The organism is Achromobacter sp. 46006 (genome assembly GCF_059761975.1).
Genome location: NZ_JCBANN010000073.1, coordinates 1 through 23818 on the forward strand (window position 1 = coordinate 1; position 23818 = coordinate 23818).

Here is a 23818-nt window from a genome sequence, read left to right on the forward strand (position 1 = left end):
CGCACGAACGCGGGCCGGCTGAACCAGGCTCGGCCGCCAGCGCCCCACGCCCCTGCGCGGCAAATCCCATCGGCGGCCGCATCGCAAAACCCATGAAAAACCCCCGTGCGGCCGCGCCACATGGGGGAGGCTGTTGTGCGATGCCACGTCAACGCCTGAAAATGGATGAGTAAAAAGTCGGCCGGCAAGCCTGCAAGCCGCGCCAGCATTGAATGTGCCCAAATAACAACGCTCGTGGACCGGGTTGGTTTGTGCGGTAAGATTGACCGAGTCAATTGTTGGAGCGTAATCGTGAGTGATACCCAGACCCCCGCGCCCGGTACGGCATTGGACCTGCGCACGCTGACCCATGTGGCCTATGGTTTGTTTGCCCTGGGCTTTCTGACCAGTGGTTTCCTGGGCATTGCCACGCTGGCTGCCGTCGTGCTGATGTACCTGAAGCGTTCCGATGTCGCCGGTACCGTCTATGCCGCGCATTTTGATTGGCTGCTGCGCACCTTCTGGTGGGCGTTGCTGTGGCTGGCCATCAGCAGCCTGGCGGTGCTGATCTATATCGGATGGATCGGGGTCATCGCGACGATTGTGTGGGGCTTGTACCGCCTGATCAAGGGTTGGCTCGCGCTGTTGGATGGCACGGCTCCAACCTCTTACGCGTGATTCGCGCGGTATGCCAGATTGAAAAGGCCGGCGTCACGCCGGCCTTTTCATTTGATGGGCAAAGGGTTGTCTGCCTTGGCCAAGCGAAACGCCAGGCACTTGCCGCAAGCATGCCGAAGCACGTTCGCGAAGGCTGCGCATGTCGATCGCATCGTACAACGGCACAGGCCGTCTCGTGGCGTGCGAAGGCGAAGCATGTACGGCATGTACGAAGACGAAGCAAAGAGGAACAGGTCGTGGCCGCGACAACGGTACGTTGTGTGCCTGCCTGCCTGCCGCCATGGGCTTTGCCTTGAGCAATGCCTGGGCCACGTAGGGAAGGGCTGGTAGGGGAGTCGCCGCGTTGGCCGTTGCCGATGAGGGAGAGGCTGCCGACCGCTCGAAAGATGGATAGCACTGCGTGAGTGCGATGTGAACTGTACCGGGTCGGGCCCGCCCGGCATTCAAGCCAGGGCGCCGCGACAATAGCCGAGGCAGGGACGTACCGGGTACGCCCTTTGCCCGCTTACTTCAGATGTGCGTTGACCAGCTTGGTCAGTTCGAACATCGTGACCTGATCCTTGCCGAAGATCGGGCGCAGCTTGGCATCGGCGTTGATGTTGCGCTTGTTGCTCGCATCTTGCAGGTTGTGCTTCTTGATGTATTCCCAGATCTTCTTGGTGACCTCGGTGCGCGGCACGGCTTCCGAACCGATCACAGCGGCCAGTTCGGCGCTGGGAGTCAGGGGCTTCATGAATGCAGCGTTCGGCTTGCGCGCGGTCGCGGGTTTGGAGGTTGTGGCCATAATGCGGCGCTCCTTCTCTGGCTGTTGGAAAAATTGTCCTGCGGCCGGAGCATAACGTGTCTCTCCCGTAAAGACAAAGGCATTTATCCTCTGTAGCAACTAAAATATCCCCACTGTCCCCCCTTCCACGTCATTCTGTAACCTCCTATGTACGCACGTTCTGCTTTGGAATCAATTCGCCTGTTTCATGACGAATTGACGGCGCTGCGGCGCGATCTGCATGCTCATCCCGAGTTGGGCTTCGAAGAAGTCCGCACATCCGGGATCGTGGCGGGCGCGTTGGAGGCGCTGGGCATCGAGGTGCATCGGGGCATCGGCAAGACCGGCGTGGTGGGCGTCATCCGCGGCAAGCGTTGCGACAGCGGCCGCATGATCGGCCTGCGCGCCGACATGGATGCGCTGCCGATGACGGAGGACAATGAGTTCGGGCACAAGTCCACCAAGCCGGGGCTGATGCACGGCTGCGGCCATGATGGCCATACGGCGGTGCTGATCGGGGCCGCCAAGTATCTGGCGCAGACCCGCAATTTCGATGGCACGGCCGTTCTCATCTTCCAGCCGGCCGAAGAAGGGCGCGGCGGCGCCAAAGCCATGATGGAGGATGGGCTGTTCGACACCTTTCCCTGTGATGCCATCTATGCGCTGCACAACTGGCCCGGCCTGAAGCCCGGGACCATCGGCATCAATCCGGGTCCGATGATGGCGGCGGCCGACCGCTTCGAGATCCTGATCACCGGGCGCGGCGGCCATGGCGCGCATCCTTATCAGACGATCGACCCGGTGACGATCGCCGGGCAGATCATCACGGCGCTGCAGACCATCGTGTCGCGCAACGTCAATCCGCTCGACTCCGCGGTGGTGTCCATCGGCTCGCTGCAGGCCGGCCACCCCGGCGCGATGAGCGTGATCCCGCGCGAGGCCCGGCTGGTGGGCACGGTGCGCACGTTCCGCAAGTCGGTGCAGGAGATGGTCGAGACGCGCATGCGCGAGCTGGTTACGGCGATTGCCAGCGCCTTTGGCGGCGCCGCCGAACTGACCTACGAACGCATCTATCCCGCGACGCTGAACACGCCGCAGCACGCCAATCTGGTCGCGGACATCGCTACCGAGATGATCGGCAAGGAGAACGTGGTGCGGGATCTGGTACCGTCGATGGGGTCGGAGGATTTCTCCTTCATGCTGCAAAGCAAGCCTGGCGCGTATTTCCGGCTGGGGCAGGGCGGGGCCGACTCCGGCTGCGTGCTGCACAACTCGCATTTCGATTTCAACGATGCCGTCATTCCCCTGGGCAGCGCAATGTTCTGCGCGCTGGCCGAACGGGGCATGCCCCTGGCAGATTAAGAAGCTCTCCATGTCCACGCAAAACACCAATCAACTGATCATCACCCGTCCTGACGACTGGCACCTGCACCTGCGCGATGGCGCGGCGCTGGAAGCGGTGGTGGCCGATACGGCCAGGCAGTTCGCCCGCGCCATCATCATGCCGAACCTGAAGCCGCCGGTGACCACCACCGAGCAGGCGCTGGCCTATCGCGGCCGCATCCTCGCTGCGCTGACCAAGGCCGGCGGCGATGCCGACGCCTTCACGCCGCTGATGACGCTGTACCTGACCGACAATACCTCGGCCGAGGAGATCTTCCGCGCGCACGAGTCGGGCCAGGTCTACGCGGTCAAGCTGTACCCGGCGGGCGCGACCACCAATTCCGACGCCGGCGTGACCGATCTGCTGGGCAAGTGCGCCAAGGCGCTGGAAGCGCTGGAAAAGTGTGGCATGCCGCTGCTGGTGCACGGCGAAGTGACGGATCCATCGATCGACGTGTTCGATCGCGAGGCGATCTTCGTGGAGCGCGTGATGAAGCCGCTGCGCCGCGCATTCCCGGCCTTGAAGGTGGTGTTCGAGCACATCACCACCAAGGAGGGCGCCGAGTACGTGCGCGATGCCGAAGGCCCGATCGCGGCCACGATCACGCCGCAGCATCTGCTGTACAACCGCAATGCCATTTTTCAGGGCGGCGTGCGGCCGCACTGGTACTGCCTGCCGATCCTCAAGCGTGAGACCCACCGGCTGGCGTTGGTGGAAGCGGCAACCAGCGGCAGTCCGCGTTTTTTCCTGGGCACCGACAGCGCGCCGCATGCTCGCGGCCTGAAGGAGCACGCCTGCGGCTGTGCCGGTTGTTATACCGCGCTGCATGCGATGGAACTGTACGCGACCGCGTTCGATGCGGTTGGCAAGCTGGACAAGCTGGAAGGGTTCGCCAGCTTCAACGGTCCGGATTTCTATGGCCTGCCGCGCAACACCGGCAAGCTGACGCTGGTGCGCGAAAGCTTCCAGATCCCGGACGAAGTGCCGTTCGGCAATACCGCGCTGGTGCCGCTGGCCGCCGGCGAGACGCTGGCCTGGCGCGCGTCGATTTGAGCGCGGCGACCGCCCTCTGACTATATAGAAGAGGCATAGAGGGCGGTCGCCGCGGGAGCGGCGGCCAGGGCTTCTATCAAAGGGCGCCTTCGCGGCGCGCCTCGAGCAGTTCCCAACGCGCGAACTTTTCCTCGAGTTCGCTTTCCAGCTTGGACAGCTCGCTGTTGATGCGCTCGACTTCGGCGGGCGCATCGCGGTAGAGGCTGCCATCGGCAAGCTTGCCGGCCAGCTCGGCCTGCTGCGCCTCGAGCGCGGCGATGGCGTCGGGCAGGCCTTCGAGTTCGCGCAGTTCCCACGAATTCATCTTGGCGGCGCGGGCCGGCTTGGGCTTGGCAGTCCTGGCGCGGGCTGCGGCCTCGTCGGCGGCGCGAGTCGCCTTGGCTGCGTCTTCTTCCCCCGCCGTGGCCGGCGCCGGGGCGGGACGCTGGGCCACCCATTCGTCGTAGCCACCGACGTAGTCGCGCCAATGGCCGTCGCCTTCGTAGGCGATGGTCTGGGTGACGACGTTGTTCAGGAAGGCACGGTCGTGGCTGACCAGCAGTACCGTGCCAGAGTATTCCTGCAGCAGTTCTTCGAGCAGTTCCAGGGTTTCGATATCAAGATCGTTAGTGGGTTCGTCCAGCACCAGCACATTGGCGGGGCGCGCAAACAGGCGCGCCAGCAGCAGGCGGGCGCGTTCGCCGCCGGACAGGCTGCGCACCGGCGAACCGGCGCGGGCAGGCGAGAACAGGAAATCGCCCAGGTAGCTCATGACGTGCTTGCGGGTGCCGCCGATCTCGACCCACTCACTGCCCGGGCTGATGATGTCGACCAGTGTCGCGTTTTCGTCGAGCTGGGCGCGCATCTGGTCGAAGTAGGCCACCGAGACGTTGGTGCCGGTGCGGGTCTTGCCGCTATCCGGCTGCATTTCGCCAAGAATCAGCTTGAGCAGGGTAGTCTTGCCGGCGCCGTTGGGGCCGATGATGCCGATGCGGTCGCCGCGCAGGATGGTGGTGGAGTAGTCGTCCACGACGACCTTGTCGCCGAAGCGCTTGCCGACGTGTTCCAGCTCGGCCACCAGCTTGCCGGAACGCTGGCCCTCGGCCAGCGCCAGCGAGACGTCGCCGACGCGTTCGCGACGCTCGGCGCGTTCGACGCGCAAGCGCTCCAGGCGCCGCACGCGGCCCTCGTTGCGGGTGCGGCGGGCCTCCACACCCTTGCGGATCCAGACTTCTTCCTGAGCCAGGAGTTTGTCGAACCGGGCCTGTTCGAGGCGCTCGGATTCCAGCCATTGGGCCTTGCGTTCCTGCCATTGCGAGAAGTTGCCCGGGAAACTGAGCAGCCGCCCGCGGTCGAGTTCAACGATACGGGTAGCCACCGAATCGAGGAAGCGGCGGTCGTGGGTGATGATGACCGCGGCGCCCTTCCAGGCGCGCAGCATCTCTTCGAGCCAGGCAATGCCGTCGAAGTCGAGGTGGTTGGTGGGCTCGTCGAGCAGCAGCAGGTCGGGCTCCTCGACCAGGGCGCGGGCCAGCGCGACACGCTTGCGCGTACCGCCCGACAGGCCGGCGATCTGGGCGTCCGCGGGCAGGCCGAGCTTTTCCAGCATGGCGCGCACGCGCGACGGGCGTTGCCAGTCTTCGTGGTCGCCTTCGACGTTGCAGACCACGTCGAAGACGGTGGCGTTTTCGTCCAGCTCCGGTTCCTGTTCGACCGTCGCCACGCGCAGGCCGGAGCTGCGGGCAATGTCGCCGTCGTCGGGCACGGTGCGGCCGTCCAGCAGCCGCAGCAGCGAGGACTTGCCGGCGCCGTTACGGCCGATGAGGCCGATGCGCTCGCCGGCCTGGATGGCGAAGTCGGCGTGGTCCAGCAGCGGATGGTGGCCATAGGCCAGCTGGATGTCGGTCAGGGTGATGAGCGTTGCGAGGGCCATGTAGTGAGTCGTTCTTGCGGCGGGATAAGCGGATCAAGCCGTATTGTCGCAGGAACCCGGGCGGGTGTTCGGGGACGGAGCCGCGACCTGTACTAGAATACGCATCGCAAGGCGGGTCGGGCGATCGCGGTGGGTGCGAATCCATCGAGGAAGGTCCGGACTCCACAGGGCAGGGTAGCGGCTAACGGCCGTCCGGTCGCGTCTTCGGGCGCGGTCGAGGAACAGGGCCACAGAGACGAGTCTGCGGGGCGGGCGCGCCAGTCGCGCACCGATACGGCCATCTCCGTATCGCGCCGGCCGGCAACGGTCGGCGGCATCGCAGGGTGAAACGCGGCAACCTCTACCCGGAGCAACATCAAATAGGCATGCGTGCGGCTTTCGGGCCGCGAAGGGCGGCTCCGTCCGAGTATGCGGGTAGATGGCTACAGCGGCTCAGCAATGATCCGCGCAGAGGAATGATCGTCCGCCAGGGAAACCTGGTGTACAGAATCCGGCCTATAGGCCCGTCTTGCATTGGATTTCCCATCGGCGCATGCCGCCACGCGGCTTTTTTCAGGTCGCCACATTCGCCATCTGGCGCGCAACCCCCGCCAGTCTTCGGCTGGCGGGCTGGGTAAAACAATGCAAAGGCATTGTTAGGCGCCACTTCTTAAGAACCACTTTTAGATAGTGATGCAACCTCCTGATTTATTGGGAGGTTTTCCTGCTGTTGAATTTACAAGTTGCTCTAAGTCCTTGTTGTGATTGAAAAAATTGCAACCGTGCGCTTGACCGCCCCATTGCCATACCGTAGAGTGGGAAATAGTAGGAAATTGTGCAATTAAGTGGGGTAAAAGTGGTGTTTCAGGGAAGCAGCGCGCTCACGCTGGATGCCAAGGGACGGATCTCGATTCCGACCCGGCATCGTGACGCGCTGATGGCGCAGGCGGAAGGCCGCCTGACCCTGACCCGCCACCCAGATGGCTGCCTGCTGGTGTACCCGCGGCCCGAGTGGGAAAAGAAGCGCGAGCAGATTGCCGCCTTTCCCATGACGGCGCGCGCGTTGCAGCGGCTGCTGCTGGGCAACGCTCAGGACGTGGAACTGGACGGCTCTGGCCGCGTCCTGATCGCGCCTGAACTGCGCAACGCTTCCGGTATGACGCGCGAGGTGATGCTGCTCGGTATGGGCGCGCACTTCGAGCTGTGGGATGCCGCTACCCTGGCGAGCCGCGAGGCTGAAGACCTGGCCAAGGGTATGCCGGATGTGTTGAATCAGTTTTCGTTCTGAAAGAGTTATGGAATTCGAACATCGGCCCGTCCTGCTGGAGCCGACGGTGGACGCGCTGTTGCTGGCCGATTTCGGTGGCAAGGGCGCGGCACGGTCGCAGCCCGGTGACGAGCCGGCAGCGGCTACGCGCGCGCAACGGGGCGTCTTCGTGGACGGCACCTTCGGTCGTGGCGGCCACAGCCGCGAGCTGCTCGGCCGCCTCGGCCCGGCTGCCCGCCTGGTGGTGTTCGACAAGGATCCCGAGGCGATCGCCGTTGCCAATGCCTTGGCGGCGGCGGATGCCCGGGTGACGGTGGTGCATGGGGGCTTTGCCACCATGGCCGAAGAGTTGCGGCAGCTCGGCATCGACAAGGTCGATGGCGTGATGCTGGATCTGGGCGTGTCTTCGCCTCAGATCGACGATGCCGAGCGCGGCTTCTCGTTCATGCGGGATGGCCCGCTCGACATGCGGATGGACACCACTCGTGGACCCACGGTGGCGGATTGGCTGGCGCAAGCCAGTGTGGATGAGATGCGGGAGGTCATAGCGGATTATGGCGAAGAACGGTTTGCTTTTCAGGTTGCAAAGGCGATTGCTGCTCGCCGCGCAACAAGGCCGCTGCGCACCACGCTCGAGCTTGCCGAGTGCGTCGCCAGCGCCGTCCGCACGCGCGAAAAGGGGCAGCATCCGGCCACACGCACCTTTCAAGCTCTACGGATTTACATCAATCGGGAACTCGAAGAGCTCGCGCGCACCCTCGCGTCAGCTCTAGACCTGCTCGCCCCGGGGGGGAGGTTGGCGGTGATCAGCTTTCATTCGCTTGAAGACCGCATGGTCAAGCAGTGCATCGCGGCGGCGGCTCGTCCAGCCGCCGCGCATGCGCGCCTGCCCCTGCGCGAAAGCGAAATGCCCCAGCCAGTGCTGCGTTCCCTGGGGCGCGTGCTGGCCGAAGACGAAGAGGTCTCGGCCAATGCGCGCGCCCGTTCGGCGGTGCTGCGCGTCGCCGAACGTACCGCCACGCCCTTGCCCGCCGAGGGCGGCATGGCGTTCGTGAAAATCGGGTCGTTGCCGGGCAGCGATCTGGCTCCGCCGCCGCGCCGCGGTGGCAAGGGAGGGCGCCGCTGATGGGCCGTGTCAACCTGATCGTTGCGGCGTTGCTGATGCTGTCGGCCATTTCCCTGGTCACCAGCCGGTATCAGTCGCGCCAGCTCTTCGTTGAGCTGGGTCGCGATCAGGCGCAGGCGCGCGACCTGGAAACCAACTGGCGCCGCCTGCAGCTCGAACGCGCGGAACTGGCGCGCAATGCCCGGGTGGACGTGATCGCGCGCGACACCTTGAAGATGATTCCCATCGTGCCCGACCGCACGCTCTACCTGAATCAGCCGCCGCTGCCGTCCAGTGGAGGTGGCCGATGAAGCGCGTGCCGTTCTTCGACAATCCCGTGCTGCGCGGGCAATTGCCGACCTGGCGCGCGCGTCTGGTGCTGATCCTGCTGTTCGGCGGCTTCACCGTGCTGGCAGGCCGTGCCCTGTTCCTGCAAGGGCTGTCCACCGAATTCCTGCAGCAGCAGGGCGAGCGCCGTTACGAGCGCACCCTGACGCTGTCCGCCACGCGCGGCAAGATCTTGGACCGCAACGGCGCGGTGCTGGCCTCGAGCGTGCCAGCGCGCGCCATCTGGGCCATTCCCGAAGACCTGAAGCAGGCCACCTCGGCGCAACTGGACGCGCTGGCCAAGTTGCTGGAGACGCCCATCGCCGACCTGCGGCGCCGCGTCGACGAAGACAGGAACTTCGTGTACCTGAAGCGCCAGGTCTCGATGGACGTGGCCGACAAGATCAAGCAATTGGGCCTGCCCGGAGTGCACCAGCAGCCCGAGACCCGCCGCTATTATCCGGACGGCGAGGTGATGGCGCACGTTGTCGGCTTCAACAATGTCGAGGATCAGGGGCAGGAAGGCGTCGAGCTGACGTTCAATCAGCAGTTGTCGGGCCGGCCGGGAAGCCGCCGTGTCATCAAGGACCGGCTGGGCCGGGTGATCGAGGATGTGCAGGCCGTGACCCTGCCCGTCGATGGCCGCGACCTGCGCCTGTCGATCGATACCCGTCTCCAATACCTGGTGTTCAAGGAATTGAAGGACGCCCTGGAAAAGCACCAGGCCAAGGGCGCCACCGCCGTGATCGTCGATGTGCATACCGGCGAAATCCTGGCGTTGGCGAGCCTGCCTACATTCGATCCGAACCGGCGTGAAACCTTCCATGGTGCGAACCTGCGCAACCAGGCCATCACCGACACGTTCGAGCCGGGTTCGATCATGAAGCCGTTCACCGCCGCCCTGGCGCTGGATCTGGGCCGTATCACGACGTCGACGTTGTTCGAGACCGGCAACGGGCGTTTCACCTATCAGGGCAGCACCATCAGCGATGTCAGCCGCAACGGTACGCTGGACGTGGCCGGCGTGTTGCGCAAGTCCAGCAATATCGGCATGACGATGATCTCCGAGAAGCTTGAGTCGCGCGAAATGTGGGATCGCTTTACCGAGCTGGGCCTGGGACAGGCGCCGCAGGTGGGGTTTCCCGGGGCGGCCCCTGGCCGCCTGCGGCCGTGGGAGCGCTGGCGCCTGATCGAGAAGGCCACCATGGCCTATGGCTATGGCTTGTCGGTGTCGCTGCTGCAGGTGGCGCGTGCCTACACGGTGTTTGCCCGCAATGGCGATATGGTGTCGCTGACCCTGGTCAAGCGCGACAGCGATCCCACCAGCGTCAAGATCTACACGCCCAAGACCACCGCGCTGGTGCGCGGCATGCTGGAAGCGGCCGCCGGACCGGAGGGCACCAAGGCCGCCCAGGTCCAGGGCTACCGGGTGGCTGGCAAGAGCGGCACCGCGCGCAAGATCGTCGATGGCAAATACAGCATGCAGCGCTACCGCAGCTCGTATGTGGGCTTCGCACCCGTGTCCGATCCCAAGATCGTGGTGGCGGTCTCGATCGACGAGCCCACGGTCGGCGGCTACTACGGCGGCGCGATCGCCGCGCCCGTGTTCTCCCATATCGTCGGCGGGAGTCTGCGGTTGATGGGGGTGCGGCCGGACGCGCCCTTCGAGTCGACAATTGTTGCCGGTATCAAGGAGCCAGGCAGATGAGCGCCAAGGGCTTCCTCTCATCCCCCGTCGCCACGGTCGAACAAGCCGTGGCGTGGTTGCATTCGCGCGTGTCGTTGACCGCGCACCTGAAGCTGGACTCGCGCGAGATCGAGCCCGGCGACGTGTTCGTCGCCTGCCCCGGGTTGTCCAGCGATGGCCGTCTATATATAGAGAAGGCGTTGGCATTGGGCGCCAGCGCGGTGCTGTTCGAGGCGCCCGCGACCGCAGCCATCGAGGCCGCGGCGGCCGCTGGCGATACGCCGATGCTGCCGGTGACCGGTCTGCGCGCCCTGCTGGGCGAGCTGGGCGACACCTGGTACGGCCGGCCGTCGGCGGCGCTGGCGGTGGTGGCCGTGACCGGCACCAACGGCAAGACATCGTCGGTGCAGTGGATCGCCCACGCGCTGGGCCGCAACGACAAGCTCTGCGGCACCATCGGCACCCTGGGCGCGGTGCTGCCGGACGGACAGACGCTGGGTGGCCATCTCACCACGCCGGATGTGCTGACCGTGCACCGCCTGCTGGCGGCCATGCGCGACGCTGGCGCCAAGGCGGTGGCGATGGAAGCCTCGTCGATCGGCATCGAGCAGGGGCGCATGGATGGTGTGCGGGTGGCGCTGGCCGCCTACACCAACCTGACCCGCGATCATCTTGACTACCACGGCACCATGGAACGCTACGAGGCGGCCAAGGCACGACTGTTCCGCTGGCCGGGACTGAGCGCCGCGGTGGTGAACGCCGACGACGAAGCCGGACGTCGCCTGATTGCCTCGCTACCGGCCGACCTGTCGGTGATGGGCTACAGCCTGGGCGCGGACCCGGCGATTCCCGCCGCGATGCGCGCACGTGACCTGCAGGCCACCGCGCAAGGACAGATCTTCACGCTGGTGTCGCCGCATGGCGAAGCACAGATCGTGACGCGCCTGCTGGGAGCACACAACGTTTCGAACCTGCTGCTGGTGGCGGGGGTACTGTACAAACTGGGCTTGCCTTTCGCGCAAATCGCGCGCGAGCTGGCCGCGACCGACCCGGTGGACGGCCGCCTGCAAACGGTGGAATCCGTGCCGGTCAGCTCCCCGGCGCATGCCGGACGCGGGACGCTGGTGGTGGTCGACTATTCCCACACGCCGGATTCGTTGGCGCGCGCCTTGACGGCGTTGCGCCCGGTGGCCCAGGCGCGTGCCGGCCGACTGGTGTGTGTCTTCGGTTGCGGAGGCGATCGCGATGCTGGCAAGCGTCCCGAGATGGGACGTATTGCGGCCGAACTGGCCGACCACGTCGTGGTCTCCAGCGACAATCCGCGCAGTGAGCCGCCCGAGGCGATCGTGGCGCAGATCGTGGCCGGCATTCCGGCTTCGGTGACGGCCGAAATCCAGGTGGACCGCGCCCGCGCCATCATGCAGGCCATCTGGGCCAGTGCGCCGGAAGACGTGGTGCTGCTGGCGGGCAAGGGGCACGAGACCTACCAGGAAATCGCCGGCGAAAAGCTGCCTTTCGATGACCGGGAGTGGGCGCGGCTGGCGTTGCTGCTGCCGCTGGTCAAGGGCGTATCCACCGACACGCGGCGCATTGGCGCCGGCGAGCTGTTCGTGGCGTTGGCGGGCGAGAATTTCGATGCCCATGACTACCTCGACCAGGCGGCCGAGCGTGGCGCCTGCGCGGCCGTGGTGGCGCATGCCGTGCCGGGCTCCAGCCTGCCGCAACTGGTCCTGGGAGACACGCGCGCGGCCCTGGTGCGCATCGGCACGGCCTGGCGCGCCCGCTTCTCGTTGCCGGTGGTGGCTGTGACGGGCAGCAATGGCAAGACCACCACCAAGGAAATGATCTCGGCCATGCTGGCCGGCTGGCAAGGCGAGGAAGGCCGTCTCGCGACCGCCGGCAACCTGAACAACGATATCGGCGTGCCGCTGACGGTGCTGCGCCTGCGGTCCGAGCATCGTGCCGCCGTGTTCGAACTGGGCATGAACCATCCGGGCGAGATCGCCCAACTGGCGGCAATCGCGGCGCCGAGCGTGGCGCTGGTCACCAACGCCCAGCGCGAACACCAGGAATTCATGCATACCGTGGAAGCGGTGGCGCTGGAAAACGGCGCCGCCATTGCCGCGCTGCCGGCGGATGGCGTGGCCGTGTATCCGGGCGACGAACCGTATGCGGCAATCTGGGACAAGCTTGCCGCGCCGCGCCGCGCGCTGCGTTTCGGCCTGCAGCCGGGGCTGGATGTCTACGCGGAGCAGATCCTGGCGGATGTCGACGCCACGCGTTGCCGCGTGGTGACCCCGATGGGCAATGCCGACTTGACGTTGCCGGTGCCCGGCGTGCACAACCTGCGCAATGCGTTGGCGGCAATCGCCAGCGCCATCGCTGCGGGAGTGCCGCTGGAGGTAGCCGTGCGGGCGCTGGCCGGTTTCAGCCCGGTCGCGGGCCGCATGCAGTACAAGAAATTGAGTGACGGAACGTTGCTCATCGATGACACCTACAATGCCAACCCCGACTCGGTTCGCGTGGCCATCGACGTGCTGGCGCGGATCGCCGGCACCCGCGTCCTGGTACTGGGCGACATGGGCGAAGTCGGGGACAACGGCCCCGCCATGCATGAAGAGGTGGGCAATTACGCGCGCGAGCTTGGCCTTGACGCGCTCATCACGCTAGGCGATGCCAGCCGGGCGGCAGCGGCCGCCTACGGTGCGGGCGCGCACGCCTGCGCATCGGTAGACGAAGTCGTTGCCGCATTGCGCGGCCTGCGCGCGTCCTGCGTATTGGTGAAGGGATCGCGCTTTATGCGCATGGAGCGGGTAGTGACGGCTTTTACTTCCAATGATGGGCAAGCGTCCAAGGGGCAGGGGGAAAACCATGCTGCTTGAGATCGCCCGTTTGCTTTCCGATGATGTCCGCGCCCTGGGCGTGTTCGAGTACATCACCTTGCGCGCCGTGCTGGCGTGCGCCACCGCGCTGTTGATCGGCCTGGTGGCTGGCCCGCGCGTGATCCGCAAGCTGACCGAGATGAAGATCGGCCAGGCGGTGCGCTCCTATGGCCCGGAATCGCACCTGGTCAAGACCGGCACCCCAACCATGGGCGGCGTGTTGATCCTGATTTCCATCGCCATCAGCACGTTGCTCTGGGCCGACTGGACCAACCGCTTCGTATGGGTGGTGCTGCTGGTGACGTTTGGCTTCGGCTGGATAGGCTGGATGGATGATTACCGCAAGGTGGTCTACCGGGATCCGGAAGGCATGCCGGCGCGCCAGAAGTTCTTCTGGCAGGCCACCATCGGCCTGGTGGCGGCGGTGTATCTGGCGTTCGCGGTGTCGGCGCCGGCCAACGCCGAACTGTGGCCATTGTTCAAGGCCTGGGTCGGCAGTGGCTTCGCGATGTCCCTGCCCACGCGCGCCGACCTGATCGTGCCGTTCTTCAAGACGGTCAGCTATCCGCTGGGTGTGCTCGGCTTCGTGGCGCTGACGTGGGCCGTGATCGTCGGCACCAGCAATGCCGTCAACCTGACCGACGGCCTGGATGGCCTGGCGATCATGCCCACCGTGATGGTGGGCAGCGCGCTCGGCATCTTCGCCTACGTGGTCGGCCGCGTCGACTATTCGAAATACCTGCTGTTCCCGTATATCCCCGGCGCATCGGAACTGATGGTGCTGTGCGCGGCCATCGGCGGCGCGGGGCTGGCATTTTTATGGTTCAACGCGTATCCGGCGCAGGTCTTCATGGGTGACGTCGGCGCGCTGGCGTTGGGCGGCGCGCTGGGCACTATCGCGGTCATCGTGCGCCAGGAGATCGTGCTGTTCATCATGGGCGGTGTGTTCGTGGTCGAGACCCTGTCGGTGATGATCCAGGTGACGTGGTTCAAGTACACCAAGCGACGTTATGGAACAGGTCGACGCATATTCCGCATGGCTCCGCTGCATCATCACTTCGAAGTGGGCGGCTGGAAGGAAACCCAGGTGGTCGTGCGTTTCTGGATCATCAGCATGATGCTGGTGCTGATTGGCCTCTCTACCCTGAAGTTGCGATGAATACGATGGAAACCTCCCGCGCCGATGCGCCGCTCGTCCTGATCCTCGGATTGGGCGAGTCGGGCGTGGCCGCCGCAAGCTGGAGCGCCCGCCAGGGCGCCCGCCTGCGCGTGGCCGACACGCGCGCGGAGCCGGGCGGGCTGGACGCGCTGCGCCAGGCGTTGGCGCAGGCCGAGGTCGAGTACCGCCTGGGTTGCGATGCCTCGTTCGATATCGCGCTGCTGGACGGCGTGGACCAGGTCGTCGTCAGCCCGGGACTGGCGCCCGAAGGCGCGCCGGCTGGCGATCTGCTGCGCGAGGCCCGGGACCGCGGTATCGAGGTCGTCGGCGAGATCGAATTGTTCGCGCGGGCGCTGGCCGGGCTGGCCGAGACCCGCGAATACCGTCCGCGCGTGCTGGCAGTGACGGGCACCAATGGCAAGACCACCGTTACCGCGCTGACGCGCGACCTGATCGAGGCCAGTGGCCTGTCGGTGCGCGCCGCGGGCAACATCGGCCCGGCGGCCCTGACCGCGCTGATGGCGGCACTGGAAGCCGATGACCTGCCGCAGGTGTGGGTGCTGGAGTTGTCGAGCTTCCAGCTCGAGACCACCCAGACGCTGATGGCCGATGCGGCGGTGGTGCTGAACGTGACACAGGATCACCTGGACTGGCATGGCGGCATGGATGCCTATGCCCATGCCAAGGCCCGCCTGCTGAAAATGGCGCGTATCGCCATCGTCAATCGTGACGACCCCTATACGTTGGGCATGGTGCCGTCGCTGGATGCCCTGCCGGTACGCAGCTTCGGCCGCGATGTGCCAGAGCGGGTCGGTGACATGGGCCTGGAGCAGGGCCAGGGCGTGGCCTGGCTGGTGGCAGCAGAGCCACTTGATTTCGACGAGCCTGTCGCGCCGGTGCGCCGCAAGAAAGACGCGCCGGAGCCGGTGCGTGCCAAGGGCCGCATGAGCCGCCTGATGCCGGTCGACGCCCTGCGTATCCGCGGCATCCACAATGCCTTGAATGCCCTGGCCGCGTTGCAACTGGCTCGCTGCCTCGATCTCGGCTGGGGCGCCATGCTGCGCGCCCTGCGCGACTATGCGGGAGAGCCGCATCGCGCCGCCTTCGTGCGCAGTGTCGGCGGCGTGGACTACATCAACGACAGCAAGGGCACCAATGTCGGCGCCACCGTGGCTGCGCTCGAAGGTCTGGGCCAGCCGGTGGTGCTGATCGCGGGGGGGCAGGGCAAGGGCCAGGACTTCTCGCCGCTGATTCCGGTGGTGTCGCGCCATGCGCGCGCCGTGCTGCTGATTGGCCAGGATGGCCCGGAGATCGGCCGGGTGCTGGCGGCGACGGGCGTCGAGTGCATTGCCGTGGAATCGCTGCGCGACGCCGTGCGCCGCGCCGCCGACCTGGCGCAGGCCGGCGACGCGGTGCTGTTGTCGCCCGCTTGCGCCAGCCTGGACATGTTCCGCAATTACCCGCATCGCGGGCAAGTGTTCGTGGAAGAGGTCGAAGACCTGGCCCGCGACCGGGGAGAGGTGGCATGAGCCTGATCGCCGATCTCACCGCCAGCGTCAACGCCGTACGGCCCGGCCGTACCCGCATGCGCAATTTCGACCTGCCGCTCGTGATTGCGGCCTCGACCTTGCTGCTGCTCGGCCTGCTGATGGTGTATTCGGCGTCGATCGCGCTGGCCGACGGTCCGCGCTACGCGTCTTATGGCCGCTACTACTTCGTGATTCGCCACGGCTTGTTCATCAGTACCGGTCTGGTGGCGGGCGCGGTCGTGCTGGCGGTGCCGATCCGCGTCTGGCAGCGCCTGGCGGTGCCGCTGTTCGTGGTGGCGATGGTGCTGCTGGTGGCGGTGCTGATTCCGGGCATCGGCCGCGAGGTCAACGGCGCACACCGCTGGATCCCGCTGGGTCCGCTGAATTTCCAGCCATCCGAGTTGATGAAGCTGGCCGCCTTGCTGTACGCCGCCGACTACACCGTGCGCAAGCAGGAACACATGCAGGCCTTCGCCCGCGGCTTTCTGCCGATGGCGTTCGCCCTGGCCGGCGTCGGCATGCTGTTGCTGCTCGAGCCCGACCTGGGCGCGTTCATGGTGATCGTGGCGATCGCCATCGGCATCCTGTTCCTGGGCGGCATCAACGGCAAGTACTTCAGCAGCCTGCTGGCGGTGCTGGTAAGCACGTTCCTGATGTTGATCTGGTTGTCGCCGTGGCGCCGCGCGCGTCTGTTCGCCTACCTGGATCCCTGGAACGAAGACAATGCCTATGGCAGCGCCTATCAACTGTCGCATTCGCTGATCGCCCTGGGGCGCGGCGAATGGCTGGGTGTCGGCCTGGGCGCCAGTGTCGAGAAGCTGCATTACCTGCCCGAGGCCCACACCGACTTCCTGATGGCGGTGGTGGGCGAGGAACTCGGTTTCGTTGGCGTGATGGCGGTGATCACGCTGTTCGCGATCATTGTGTATCGCGGCTTCGACATCGGCCGCCAGGCCATCGCCATGGAACGCACTTTCGCCGGCCTGGTGGCGCATGGGGTGGCGATGTGGTTCGGGGTGCAGGCCTTCATCAACATGGGCGTGTGCCTGGGACTGCTGCCGACCAAGGGCCTGACGCTGCCGCTGATGAGCTATGGCGGCTCCGGCGTGGTGATGAATCTGTGCGCGCTGGCCATGTTGATACGGGTCGATGTGGAAAGCCGAATCATGATGCGTGGAGGGCGGGTATGACCACGTCGTCGCGCACCATCCTGATCATGGCCGGCGGCACCGGCGGCCACATCATGCCCGGCCTGGCCGTGGCCGATGTGCTGCGCCAGCGCGGCTGGCGCGTGCTGTGGCTGGGCAATCCCGACAAGATGGAAGGCAAGCTGGTGCCGCCGCGCGGCATCGAGCTGGTGCCGCTGCGCTTCGCCGGCGTGCGCGGCAAGGGGGCGGCGGCACTGTTGAAGCTGCCGTTCCTGCTGGTGCGCGCGTTTGCACAGGCGTGGTCGCGCCTGTCGTCGGTGCGCCCGGACGTGGTGCTGGGCATGGGTGGCTATGTGGCCTTTCCCGGCGGCGTCATCGCGGCGCTGCGCGGCACGCCGCTGGTGGTGCACGAACAGAATGCGGTGGCCGGCACCGCCAACAAGTGGTTGGCCCGCATGGCGCGCCGCGTATTGAGCGGGTTCCCCGGCGTGCTGCCCAAGGGCGAAGCCATGGGCAACCCGGTGCGCGCCGACCTGTGCGCCCTGCCCGATCCGGCGCAGCGCTATGCCGGCCGCAGCGGTCCGCTGCGGCTGCTGGTGGTGGGCGGCAGCCTGGGCGCCCAGGCGCTCAATGCCGCCGTGCCGCAAGCCTTGGCGCGGCTGCCGCAGGAAAGCCGTCCGCTGGTGGTGCACCAGGCCGGCGAACAACATCTGCCGGCGCTGCAACAGGCCTACGCCCAGGCGGGCGTGGCGGCTGATTGCCGCGCCTTCATCGACGACATGGCCGGCGCCATGGGTGATGCCGACCTGCTGATCTGCCGCGCGGGCGCCATGACGGTGTCCGAAGTGGCCGCGGCGGGCGTGGCGGCGCTGTTCGTGCCGTTCCCGCATGCCATCGATGACCATCAAACCGCCAACGCGCGCTTCCTGAGCGACGCGCAGGCCGCCTGGCTGCAGCCTCAGAACGCCTTGAGCCCCGAGTGGCTGGCGGACTGGCTGGGCCGGCGCAACCGACAAGAACTGCAAGCCGTCGCAGAACGGGCCCGCGCGCATGCGCACCCGGAAGCGGCGGCGCACATCGCCGACGTCTGTGAACAGGCAGCGGGGCGTTCATCATGAAACACAGAATCCAACATATCCATTTCGTAGGCATTGGCGGCTCCGGCATGAGCGGCATTGCCGAGGTGTTGCTGAACCTGGGCTACACCGTCAGCGGTTCCGACCTGAGCGAGTCGGCGGTGACGCGTCGCCTGGCCGGCCTGGGCGTGAACATCGCCATCGGCCACGTCGCCAGCAATGTCACCGGCGCTGGCGCGATCGTCACGTCAACCGCGGTGGCGGGCGACAACCCCGAGGTCATCGCCGCCCGCGCCGCGCGCATCCCGGTGGTGCCGCGCGCCATCATGCTGGCCGAGCTGATGCGCCTGAAGCGCGGCATCGCGGTGGCCGGCACGCATGGCAAGACCACCACCACCAGCCTGGTGGCCAGCATCCTGGCGGCCGGCGACCTGGACCCGACTTTCGTGATCGGCGGCCGCCTGAATTCGGCGGGCGCCAACGCGCGCCTGGGCCAGGGCGACTACATCGTGGTCGAAGCTGACGAATCCGACGCCTCGTTCCTGAACCTGCTGCCGGTGATGGCCATCGTGACCAACATCGACGCGGACCACATGGACACCTACGGCCACGACGTGGCCCGTCTCAAGAGCGCGTTCATCGAATTCACCCAGCGCCTGCCGTTCTACGGCAGCGCGGTGCTGTGCACCGACGATGCCAACGTGCGCGAGATCATGCCGTTCGTGTCGCGCCCCATCACCTCGTATGGCCTGAACGAAGAGGCCATGGTGCGCGGCTACGAAGTGCAGGCCGACGGCACGCGCATGCGCTTTAACGTGCAGCGCAGCCACAGCGACACGCTGCTGCCGCCGTTGCAGGTGGAGCTGAACCTGCCGGGCCTGCACAACGTGCGCAATGCGCTGGCGGCGATTGCCGTGGCGACCGAACTGGGCGTGCCGGACGAGGCCATTCGCGATGCGCTGGCCTCGTTCAAGGGCGTGGGCCGCCGCTTCACGCAGACGGGTGAATTCCCGGTGCCCGCCGCGCATGGCGGCGGCACTTTCACGGTGATCGACGACTACGGTCACCACCCGGTGGAAATGGCCGCCACCCTGGCCGCAGCCCGCGGCGCCTGGCCCGACCGCCGCATCGTGCTGGCGTTCCAGCCGCACCGCTACACGCGCACCCGCGACTGCTTCGAGGATTTCGTGCGCGTGCTGGGCACGGCCGACGCGGTGCTGTTGACCGAAGTCTATTCCGCCGGCGAGCCGCCTCTGGTTGCCGCCGACGGCCGCGCCTTGTCGCGCGCCTTGCGCGTGGCCGGCAAGGTCGAGCCGGTGTTCGTCGAGGACGTGGCCGACCTGCCGCAGGCGGTGGTTGACTTCGTGCGCGATGGCGACGTGGTGATCGTCATGGGGGCGGGCTCGATCAGCAAGGTCCCGGCCCAGGTTGGAGAATTGGCATGAGCGCGAAATTCGGCAAGGTGGGTGTGTTGTACGGCGGCCGTTCCGCCGAACGCGAAGTGTCCCTGATGTCCGGGGCCGGCGTGCACCAGGCGCTGCTCAGCGCCGGCGTCGACGCGCACCTGTTCGACACCGGCGAGCGCAGCCTGGCCGAGCTGGCTGCCGAGGGCTTCGAGCGCGTCTTCATCGCGCTGCATGGCCGCTTCGGCGAAGACGGCTCGATCCAGGGCGCGCTGGAACTGCTGGGCATTCCCTACACCGGCAGCGGCCCGCTGGCTTCGGCGCTGGCCATGGACAAGACCATGACCAAGCGCGTCTGGCTGCAGCATGGCCTGCCCACGCCCGAATTCGAATTGCTGGACGCCGACACCGAACTGCGCCTGGTGCCCGACCGCCTGAGCCTGCCGCTCATCCTCAAACCGCCGCACGAGGGCTCGACCGTGGGCATCACCAAGGTGGTGGGCTATTCCGACATGAAGGAAGCCTATGCCCTGGCCGCCAAGTTCGACGCCGAGGTGCTGGCCGAGCAGTTCATCCAAGGCCGCGAGCTGACCGTGGCGGTGCTGGGCAGCGGCAAGAGCGCGCGCGCGCTGCCGGTGATCGAGATCGCCGCGCCCGGTGGCAACTACGACTACGAGCACAAGTACTTCTCCGATGACACGCAGTACTTCTGCCCGGCCGCGTTGCCGCCCGCTGTGGCCGAGGAAGTCGCCGACATCGCGGTGCGCGCCTATCGCGCGCTCGGCTGCGAAGGCTGGGGCCGCGCCGACTTCATGCTGGACGCCGACAACCGCCCCTGGCTGCTCGAACTGAATACCTCGCCCGGCATGACCAGCCATTCGCTGGTGCCGATGGCGGCCCGCGCCACCGGCATGAGCTACGCCGAGTTGTGCGTGGCGATTTTGGCCGACGCCTCGTGCAAGTTGCACAGCGCCGCTCGCAATACTTGACCCGGACATTCTGTGTGGAACGACGCTCGCACTACCAACCTGATCGCCAACACGCTTGCCGTGCTGGCGGTCTGCGCCATGCTCGTCGCGGGCGTGGTGTGGGTGGCGCAGCGTCCGTATTTCACCTTGACGGCGATCGAGCTGGAATCGATGCCGGATACCGAGCTGCACTATGTCTCGCCGGGCGCGGTGCGCGCGGCGATCGCCGGTCGCTTCAAGGGCAATTTCTTCACGGTGGACCTGGACGAGGCGCGCGAGATCTTCGAGTCGGTGCCCTGGGTGCGCCATGCCACCGTGCGGCGGATCTGGCCCAATGTGCTGCGCGTGCGCATCGAGGAGCAACAGCCCCTGGCGCTATGGAACGAGAACCAGATGATCAACACCTGGGGCGAGGCGTTCACGGCCAATACGGGCGAGGTGGACGACGAGACGATGTTGCCGCAGTTCTCCGGACCCGAAGGCACCGAGTCGCTGGTGGTGCAGCGCTATGCCGAGCTGGCGCGCTGGTTCGCCCCGCTCGACATGCATGTCAAGCAGTTGGAGCTGAGTCCGCGTTACGCCTGGCGCGTGGTGCTGTCCAACGGCATGTTGCTGGACCTGGGCCGCGATCCGGGCGCAGATGCGCCGGATCCGCACGGCCTGCCCGGCGCGCTGCCGTTCGCAGCGCGCATTCAACGTTTCGTGCAGGCCTGGCCCGCCGTGGCGGGGCGCCTGGAAGGGCGCACCATCACCCAGGCCGACCTGCGCTATCCCAATGGTTTCGCCCTGGCGCTGGCGCCGTTGCCAGCGTCGGAAACCAAATCCAAATCCACACCGAAACCTCCCAAGAAACGCTAACGCCATGACCCGTGACATCAAGGACCTTATCGTCGCCCTCGATATCGGCACCAGCAAGGTGGTGGCTGTGGTGGCTGAAATCCTGCCCGAAGGGCGATTCGAAGTGCTTGGCCTGGGCCAGCACGAATCGCGCGGCATGCGCAAGGGCGTGGTCGTCAATATCGAGACCACTGTGAATTCGATTCAGCGCGCGCTTGAAGAAGCCGAGCTGATGGCAGATTGCAAGATCCGCGACGTCTACACCGGCATCGCCGGCAGCCATATCCGCAGCTTCAATTCCAGCGGCATGGTCGCCGTGAAGGACAAGGAAGTCACCGCCACCGACGTCGCCCGCGTCATCGAGACCGCCAAGGCGGTGAACATTCCGACCGACCAGCAGGTGCTGCACGTGCTGACGCAGGAATTCATTGTCGATGGACAGGAAGATATCCGCGAACCCATTGGCATGAGCGGCCTGCGCCTGGAAGTGCGCGTGCACATCGTGACCGGCGCCGTCAGCGCCGCGCAGAACATCGTCAAGTGCGTGCGCCGCTGCGGCCTGGAAGTGCAGGACCTGATCCTGCAGCCGCTGGCCTCGAGCCTGGCCGTGCTGACCGCCGACGAAAAGGAACTGGGCGTCGTCCTGGTGGATATCGGCGGCGGCACCACCGACGTGGCGATCTTCACCGGTGGCGCGATCCGCCACACCGCCGTGCTGCCGATCGCCGGCGACCAGATCACCAACGACATCGCCGCCATGCTGCGCACGCCGACGCCCGATGCCGAGGAAATCAAGCTGCGCTACGGCGTGGCCAAGCAGGTACTGGCCAGCCCCGACGAGTCGGTGGAAGTGCCGGGCCTGGGCGACCGCGGTCCGCGCCAGGTCAAGCGCCAGGCGCTGGGCGCGGTGATCGAGCCGCGCGTGGAAGAGCTGTTCACGCTGGTGCAGCAGGTGGTGCGCGACTCCGGCTACGAGGACCTGCTGGCTTCCGGCGTGGTGCTGACCGGTGGCTCGGCGCAATTGCCCGGCATGATCGAACTGGCCGAGGACGTGTTCCTCAAGCCGGTGCGCGTGGCGGTGCCCGAGTACGAAGGCAGCCTGGCGGATGTGATGCGCAATCCGCGTTTTTCGACCGTGATGGGGCTGTTGCAGGAAGCGCGCATGCAGCGCGTGCGCGGCCGCAAGGTCGCCGCGCAGACCGGCAATTTCAAGAGCCTGTTGGCGCGCATGAAGGAATGGTTCATGAATTGAAGAGGGGGGCAGGTTGGGGCCTGCTCCTTGGCACGATCCGCAGCGGTAAGGCGGGCCGGGCCAGAAAGGGGAGGCGTCTCAAACCCGTTGCGGACCAAAGCAGTCGGCTTCGGCTTTGAGGCGATTCACAAAATATAGGTTGTTGGGGAATTTTTGTGATTTGCAAAATCGGACTTGTGAGGGAGTCATCATGATGAACTTTGAGATGCTTGAGAACAACACCAAAGGGACCGTAATCAAGGTCGTTGGTGTGGGCGGTGCGGGCGGCAATGCCGTCGCGCACATGATTCGCAGCGGCGTGCATGGCGTGGACTTCATCTGCGCCAACACCGATGCGCAGGCGCTGGCGGCGACCAACGCCCCGGTGCAGATCCGCCTGGGCCGCACCGGCCTGGGCGCGGGCGCCAAGCCCGAGCAAGGCCGCGCGTCGGCCGAAACCGCGCGTGAAGAGATCCGTGCCGCCCTGAACGGCGCGCACATGGTCTTCATCACTGCCGGCATGGGCGGCGGCACCGGCACGGGCGCGGGCCCGGTCGTGGCCGAAGTCGCCAAGGAGCTGGGCATTCTGACGGTGGGCGTGGTCACCAAGCCCTTCTCGTTCGAAGGCAACAAGCGCCTGAAGATGGCCGAGGACGGCATCGCCGAACTGGCCAAGCACGTGCATTCGCTCATCGTGGTGCTCAACGAGAACCTGTATGAGCTGATGGACGAGGACGCGACGCAGGAAGACTGCTTCCGTTCGGCCGACGATATCCTGCACAACGCCTGCGCGGGTATCGCCGAAATCATCAACGTCGAAGGCAACGTCAACGTCGACTTCGAAGACGTCAAGACGATCATGGGCGAGCAGGGCCAGGCCATGATGGGCACGGCATCGGCATCGGGCGCTGACCGCGCCCGCGTCGCCGCCGAGCACGCCATTGCCTGCCCGCTGCTGGAAGGCGTGGATCTGAACGGCGCGCGCGGCGTGCTGGTCAACATCACCGCCAGCCGCTCGCTGAAGATGCGCGAAACGCGCGAAATCATGGAAACGATCCGCAGCTACGCTTCGGACGACGCCACCGTGATCTTCGGCACCGCCTACGACGAATCGATGGGTGAAAACCTGCGCGTGACCGTGGTTGCGACCGGCCTGGGCCGTGCGCAGGCGCGTCCGCAACTGGTGCAGAACACCGCCGAGGCGCTGCGCACCGGCACCGACAACCTGCCCATGGGCACGATGCCGGCCGCCGGCCAGGGCGACTACCGCAACCTGGACATGCCGTCGGTCATGCGCAACCCGCGCAGCCAGGCGTCGGCCCAGGTGCGCGCGCTGGAAAGCTCGGGCATGGACCATTTCGACATCCCGGCGTTCCTGCGCAAGCAGGCGGATTGAGCCGGGGGCCTGGTTTCAGGCTTCCCGCACTCCCTCATCTCCGGCTTGCCTGTCC

Annotated in this window: 19 protein-coding genes and 1 other RNA gene; 18 read left to right on the forward strand and 2 right to left on the reverse strand. The window is 66.3% G+C overall.

The features are described 5' to 3' along the window. Window positions 1-291: 291 nt before the first annotated feature. Window positions 292-657, forward strand: coding sequence for a DUF4870 family protein (locus tag AC6LKG_RS23455; protein ID WP_498168754.1), 366 nt, complete (start codon window positions 292-294; stop codon window positions 655-657). Between the two features lie 505 nt (window positions 658-1162). Here AC6LKG_RS23455 and AC6LKG_RS23460 read toward each other — a convergent pair. After that, on the reverse strand, window positions 1163-1441 hold the full coding sequence (locus AC6LKG_RS23460) for an SWIB/MDM2 domain-containing protein (protein ID WP_006217453.1): 279 nt from the start codon (window positions 1439-1441) through the stop codon (window positions 1163-1165). A gap of 147 nt (window positions 1442-1588) precedes the next feature. On the opposite strand from AC6LKG_RS23460, the gene AC6LKG_RS23465 reads away from it, so the two are divergent. Both AC6LKG_RS23465 and pyrC read left to right on the forward strand, forming a co-directional pair. Further along, the gene (locus tag AC6LKG_RS23465; protein WP_498168756.1) at window positions 1589-2782 is read left to right on the forward strand and encodes a M20 aminoacylase family protein; all 1194 of its coding nucleotides are present in this window, start codon (window positions 1589-1591) and stop codon (window positions 2780-2782) included. Further along, complete coding sequence (gene pyrC, locus AC6LKG_RS23470) at window positions 2778-3857, forward strand: dihydroorotase (RefSeq protein ID WP_498168787.1); 1080 nt, start codon at window positions 2778-2780, stop codon at window positions 3855-3857. The genes AC6LKG_RS23465 and pyrC overlap by 5 nt, the downstream gene beginning before the upstream one ends. Window positions 3858-3933: 76 nt before the next feature. On the opposite strand, the gene AC6LKG_RS23475 is transcribed toward pyrC, so the two are convergent. After that, window positions 3934-5769: an ATP-binding cassette domain-containing protein gene (locus AC6LKG_RS23475; RefSeq protein ID WP_498168758.1), complete on the reverse strand. Its 1836-nt coding sequence runs from the start codon at window positions 5767-5769 to the stop codon at window positions 3934-3936. A 108-nt stretch (window positions 5770-5877) separates the two neighbouring features. Here AC6LKG_RS23475 and rnpB point away from each other — a divergent pair. From rnpB to ftsZ, 15 genes are all read left to right on the forward strand, one after another. After that, window positions 5878-6283, forward strand: an RNA gene (gene rnpB, locus AC6LKG_RS23480) — RNase P RNA component class A. Window positions 6284-6607: 324 nt separating this feature from the next. Continuing rightward, the gene (gene mraZ, locus AC6LKG_RS23485) at window positions 6608-7036 is read left to right on the forward strand and encodes a division/cell wall cluster transcriptional repressor MraZ (protein WP_427993226.1); all 429 of its coding nucleotides are present in this window, start codon (window positions 6608-6610) and stop codon (window positions 7034-7036) included. Between the two features lie 7 nt (window positions 7037-7043). Beyond that, window positions 7044-8141: a 16S rRNA (cytosine(1402)-N(4))-methyltransferase RsmH gene (rsmH, locus tag AC6LKG_RS23490; RefSeq protein WP_498168762.1), complete on the forward strand. Its 1098-nt coding sequence runs from the start codon at window positions 7044-7046 to the stop codon at window positions 8139-8141. After that, window positions 8141-8431: a cell division protein FtsL gene (gene ftsL / locus AC6LKG_RS23495; protein ID WP_498168764.1), complete on the forward strand. Its 291-nt coding sequence runs from the start codon at window positions 8141-8143 to the stop codon at window positions 8429-8431. Before rsmH ends, ftsL begins: the two co-directional genes overlap by 1 nt. After that, entirely contained in the window at window positions 8428-10155 is a 1728-nt protein-coding gene (locus AC6LKG_RS23500; RefSeq protein WP_498168767.1) for a peptidoglycan D,D-transpeptidase FtsI family protein, read from the forward strand. Before ftsL ends, AC6LKG_RS23500 begins: the two co-directional genes overlap by 4 nt. Beyond that, entirely contained in the window at window positions 10152-13016 is a 2865-nt protein-coding gene (gene murF / locus AC6LKG_RS23505) for a bifunctional UDP-N-acetylmuramoyl-L-alanyl-D-glutamate--2,6-diaminopimelate ligase MurE/UDP-N-acetylmuramoyl-tripeptide--D-alanyl-D-alanine ligase MurF (RefSeq protein WP_498168769.1), read from the forward strand. The genes AC6LKG_RS23500 and murF overlap by 4 nt, the downstream gene beginning before the upstream one ends. Continuing rightward, window positions 13006-14175: a phospho-N-acetylmuramoyl-pentapeptide-transferase gene (mraY, locus tag AC6LKG_RS23510; protein ID WP_498168772.1), complete on the forward strand. Its 1170-nt coding sequence runs from the start codon at window positions 13006-13008 to the stop codon at window positions 14173-14175. The genes murF and mraY overlap by 11 nt, the downstream gene beginning before the upstream one ends. Further along, window positions 14172-15704 carry a UDP-N-acetylmuramoyl-L-alanine--D-glutamate ligase gene (murD, locus tag AC6LKG_RS23515; protein ID WP_498168774.1) on the forward strand — a complete coding sequence of 511 codons (1533 nt, stop codon included), beginning with the start codon at window positions 14172-14174 and terminating at the stop codon, window positions 15702-15704. Before mraY ends, murD begins: the two co-directional genes overlap by 4 nt. Continuing rightward, window positions 15701-16894: a putative lipid II flippase FtsW gene (gene ftsW, locus AC6LKG_RS23520; RefSeq protein ID WP_498168776.1), complete on the forward strand. Its 1194-nt coding sequence runs from the start codon at window positions 15701-15703 to the stop codon at window positions 16892-16894. The genes murD and ftsW overlap by 4 nt, the downstream gene beginning before the upstream one ends. Continuing rightward, the gene (murG, locus tag AC6LKG_RS23525; RefSeq protein ID WP_498168778.1) at window positions 16891-17970 is read left to right on the forward strand and encodes an undecaprenyldiphospho-muramoylpentapeptide beta-N-acetylglucosaminyltransferase; all 1080 of its coding nucleotides are present in this window, start codon (window positions 16891-16893) and stop codon (window positions 17968-17970) included. The genes ftsW and murG overlap by 4 nt, the downstream gene beginning before the upstream one ends. Beyond that, window positions 17967-19373: a UDP-N-acetylmuramate--L-alanine ligase gene (gene murC, locus AC6LKG_RS23530; RefSeq protein WP_498168780.1), complete on the forward strand. Its 1407-nt coding sequence runs from the start codon at window positions 17967-17969 to the stop codon at window positions 19371-19373. The genes murG and murC overlap by 4 nt, the downstream gene beginning before the upstream one ends. After that, window positions 19370-20320 carry a D-alanine--D-alanine ligase gene (locus tag AC6LKG_RS23535; RefSeq protein ID WP_498168782.1) on the forward strand — a complete coding sequence of 317 codons (951 nt, stop codon included), beginning with the start codon at window positions 19370-19372 and terminating at the stop codon, window positions 20318-20320. The genes murC and AC6LKG_RS23535 overlap by 4 nt, the downstream gene beginning before the upstream one ends. 12 nt (window positions 20321-20332) lie before the next feature. Continuing rightward, window positions 20333-21157, forward strand: a complete 825-nt coding sequence (locus AC6LKG_RS23540) for a cell division protein FtsQ/DivIB (RefSeq protein WP_498168785.1) — start codon at window positions 20333-20335, stop codon at window positions 21155-21157. A 4-nt stretch (window positions 21158-21161) separates the two neighbouring features. Then, window positions 21162-22388, forward strand: a complete 1227-nt coding sequence (gene ftsA, locus AC6LKG_RS23545) for a cell division protein FtsA (protein WP_006217473.1) — start codon at window positions 21162-21164, stop codon at window positions 22386-22388. Between the two features lie 190 nt (window positions 22389-22578). After that, window positions 22579-23763: a cell division protein FtsZ gene (ftsZ, locus tag AC6LKG_RS23550; protein WP_020925134.1), complete on the forward strand. Its 1185-nt coding sequence runs from the start codon at window positions 22579-22581 to the stop codon at window positions 23761-23763. Window positions 23764-23818: the final 55 nt, after the last annotated feature.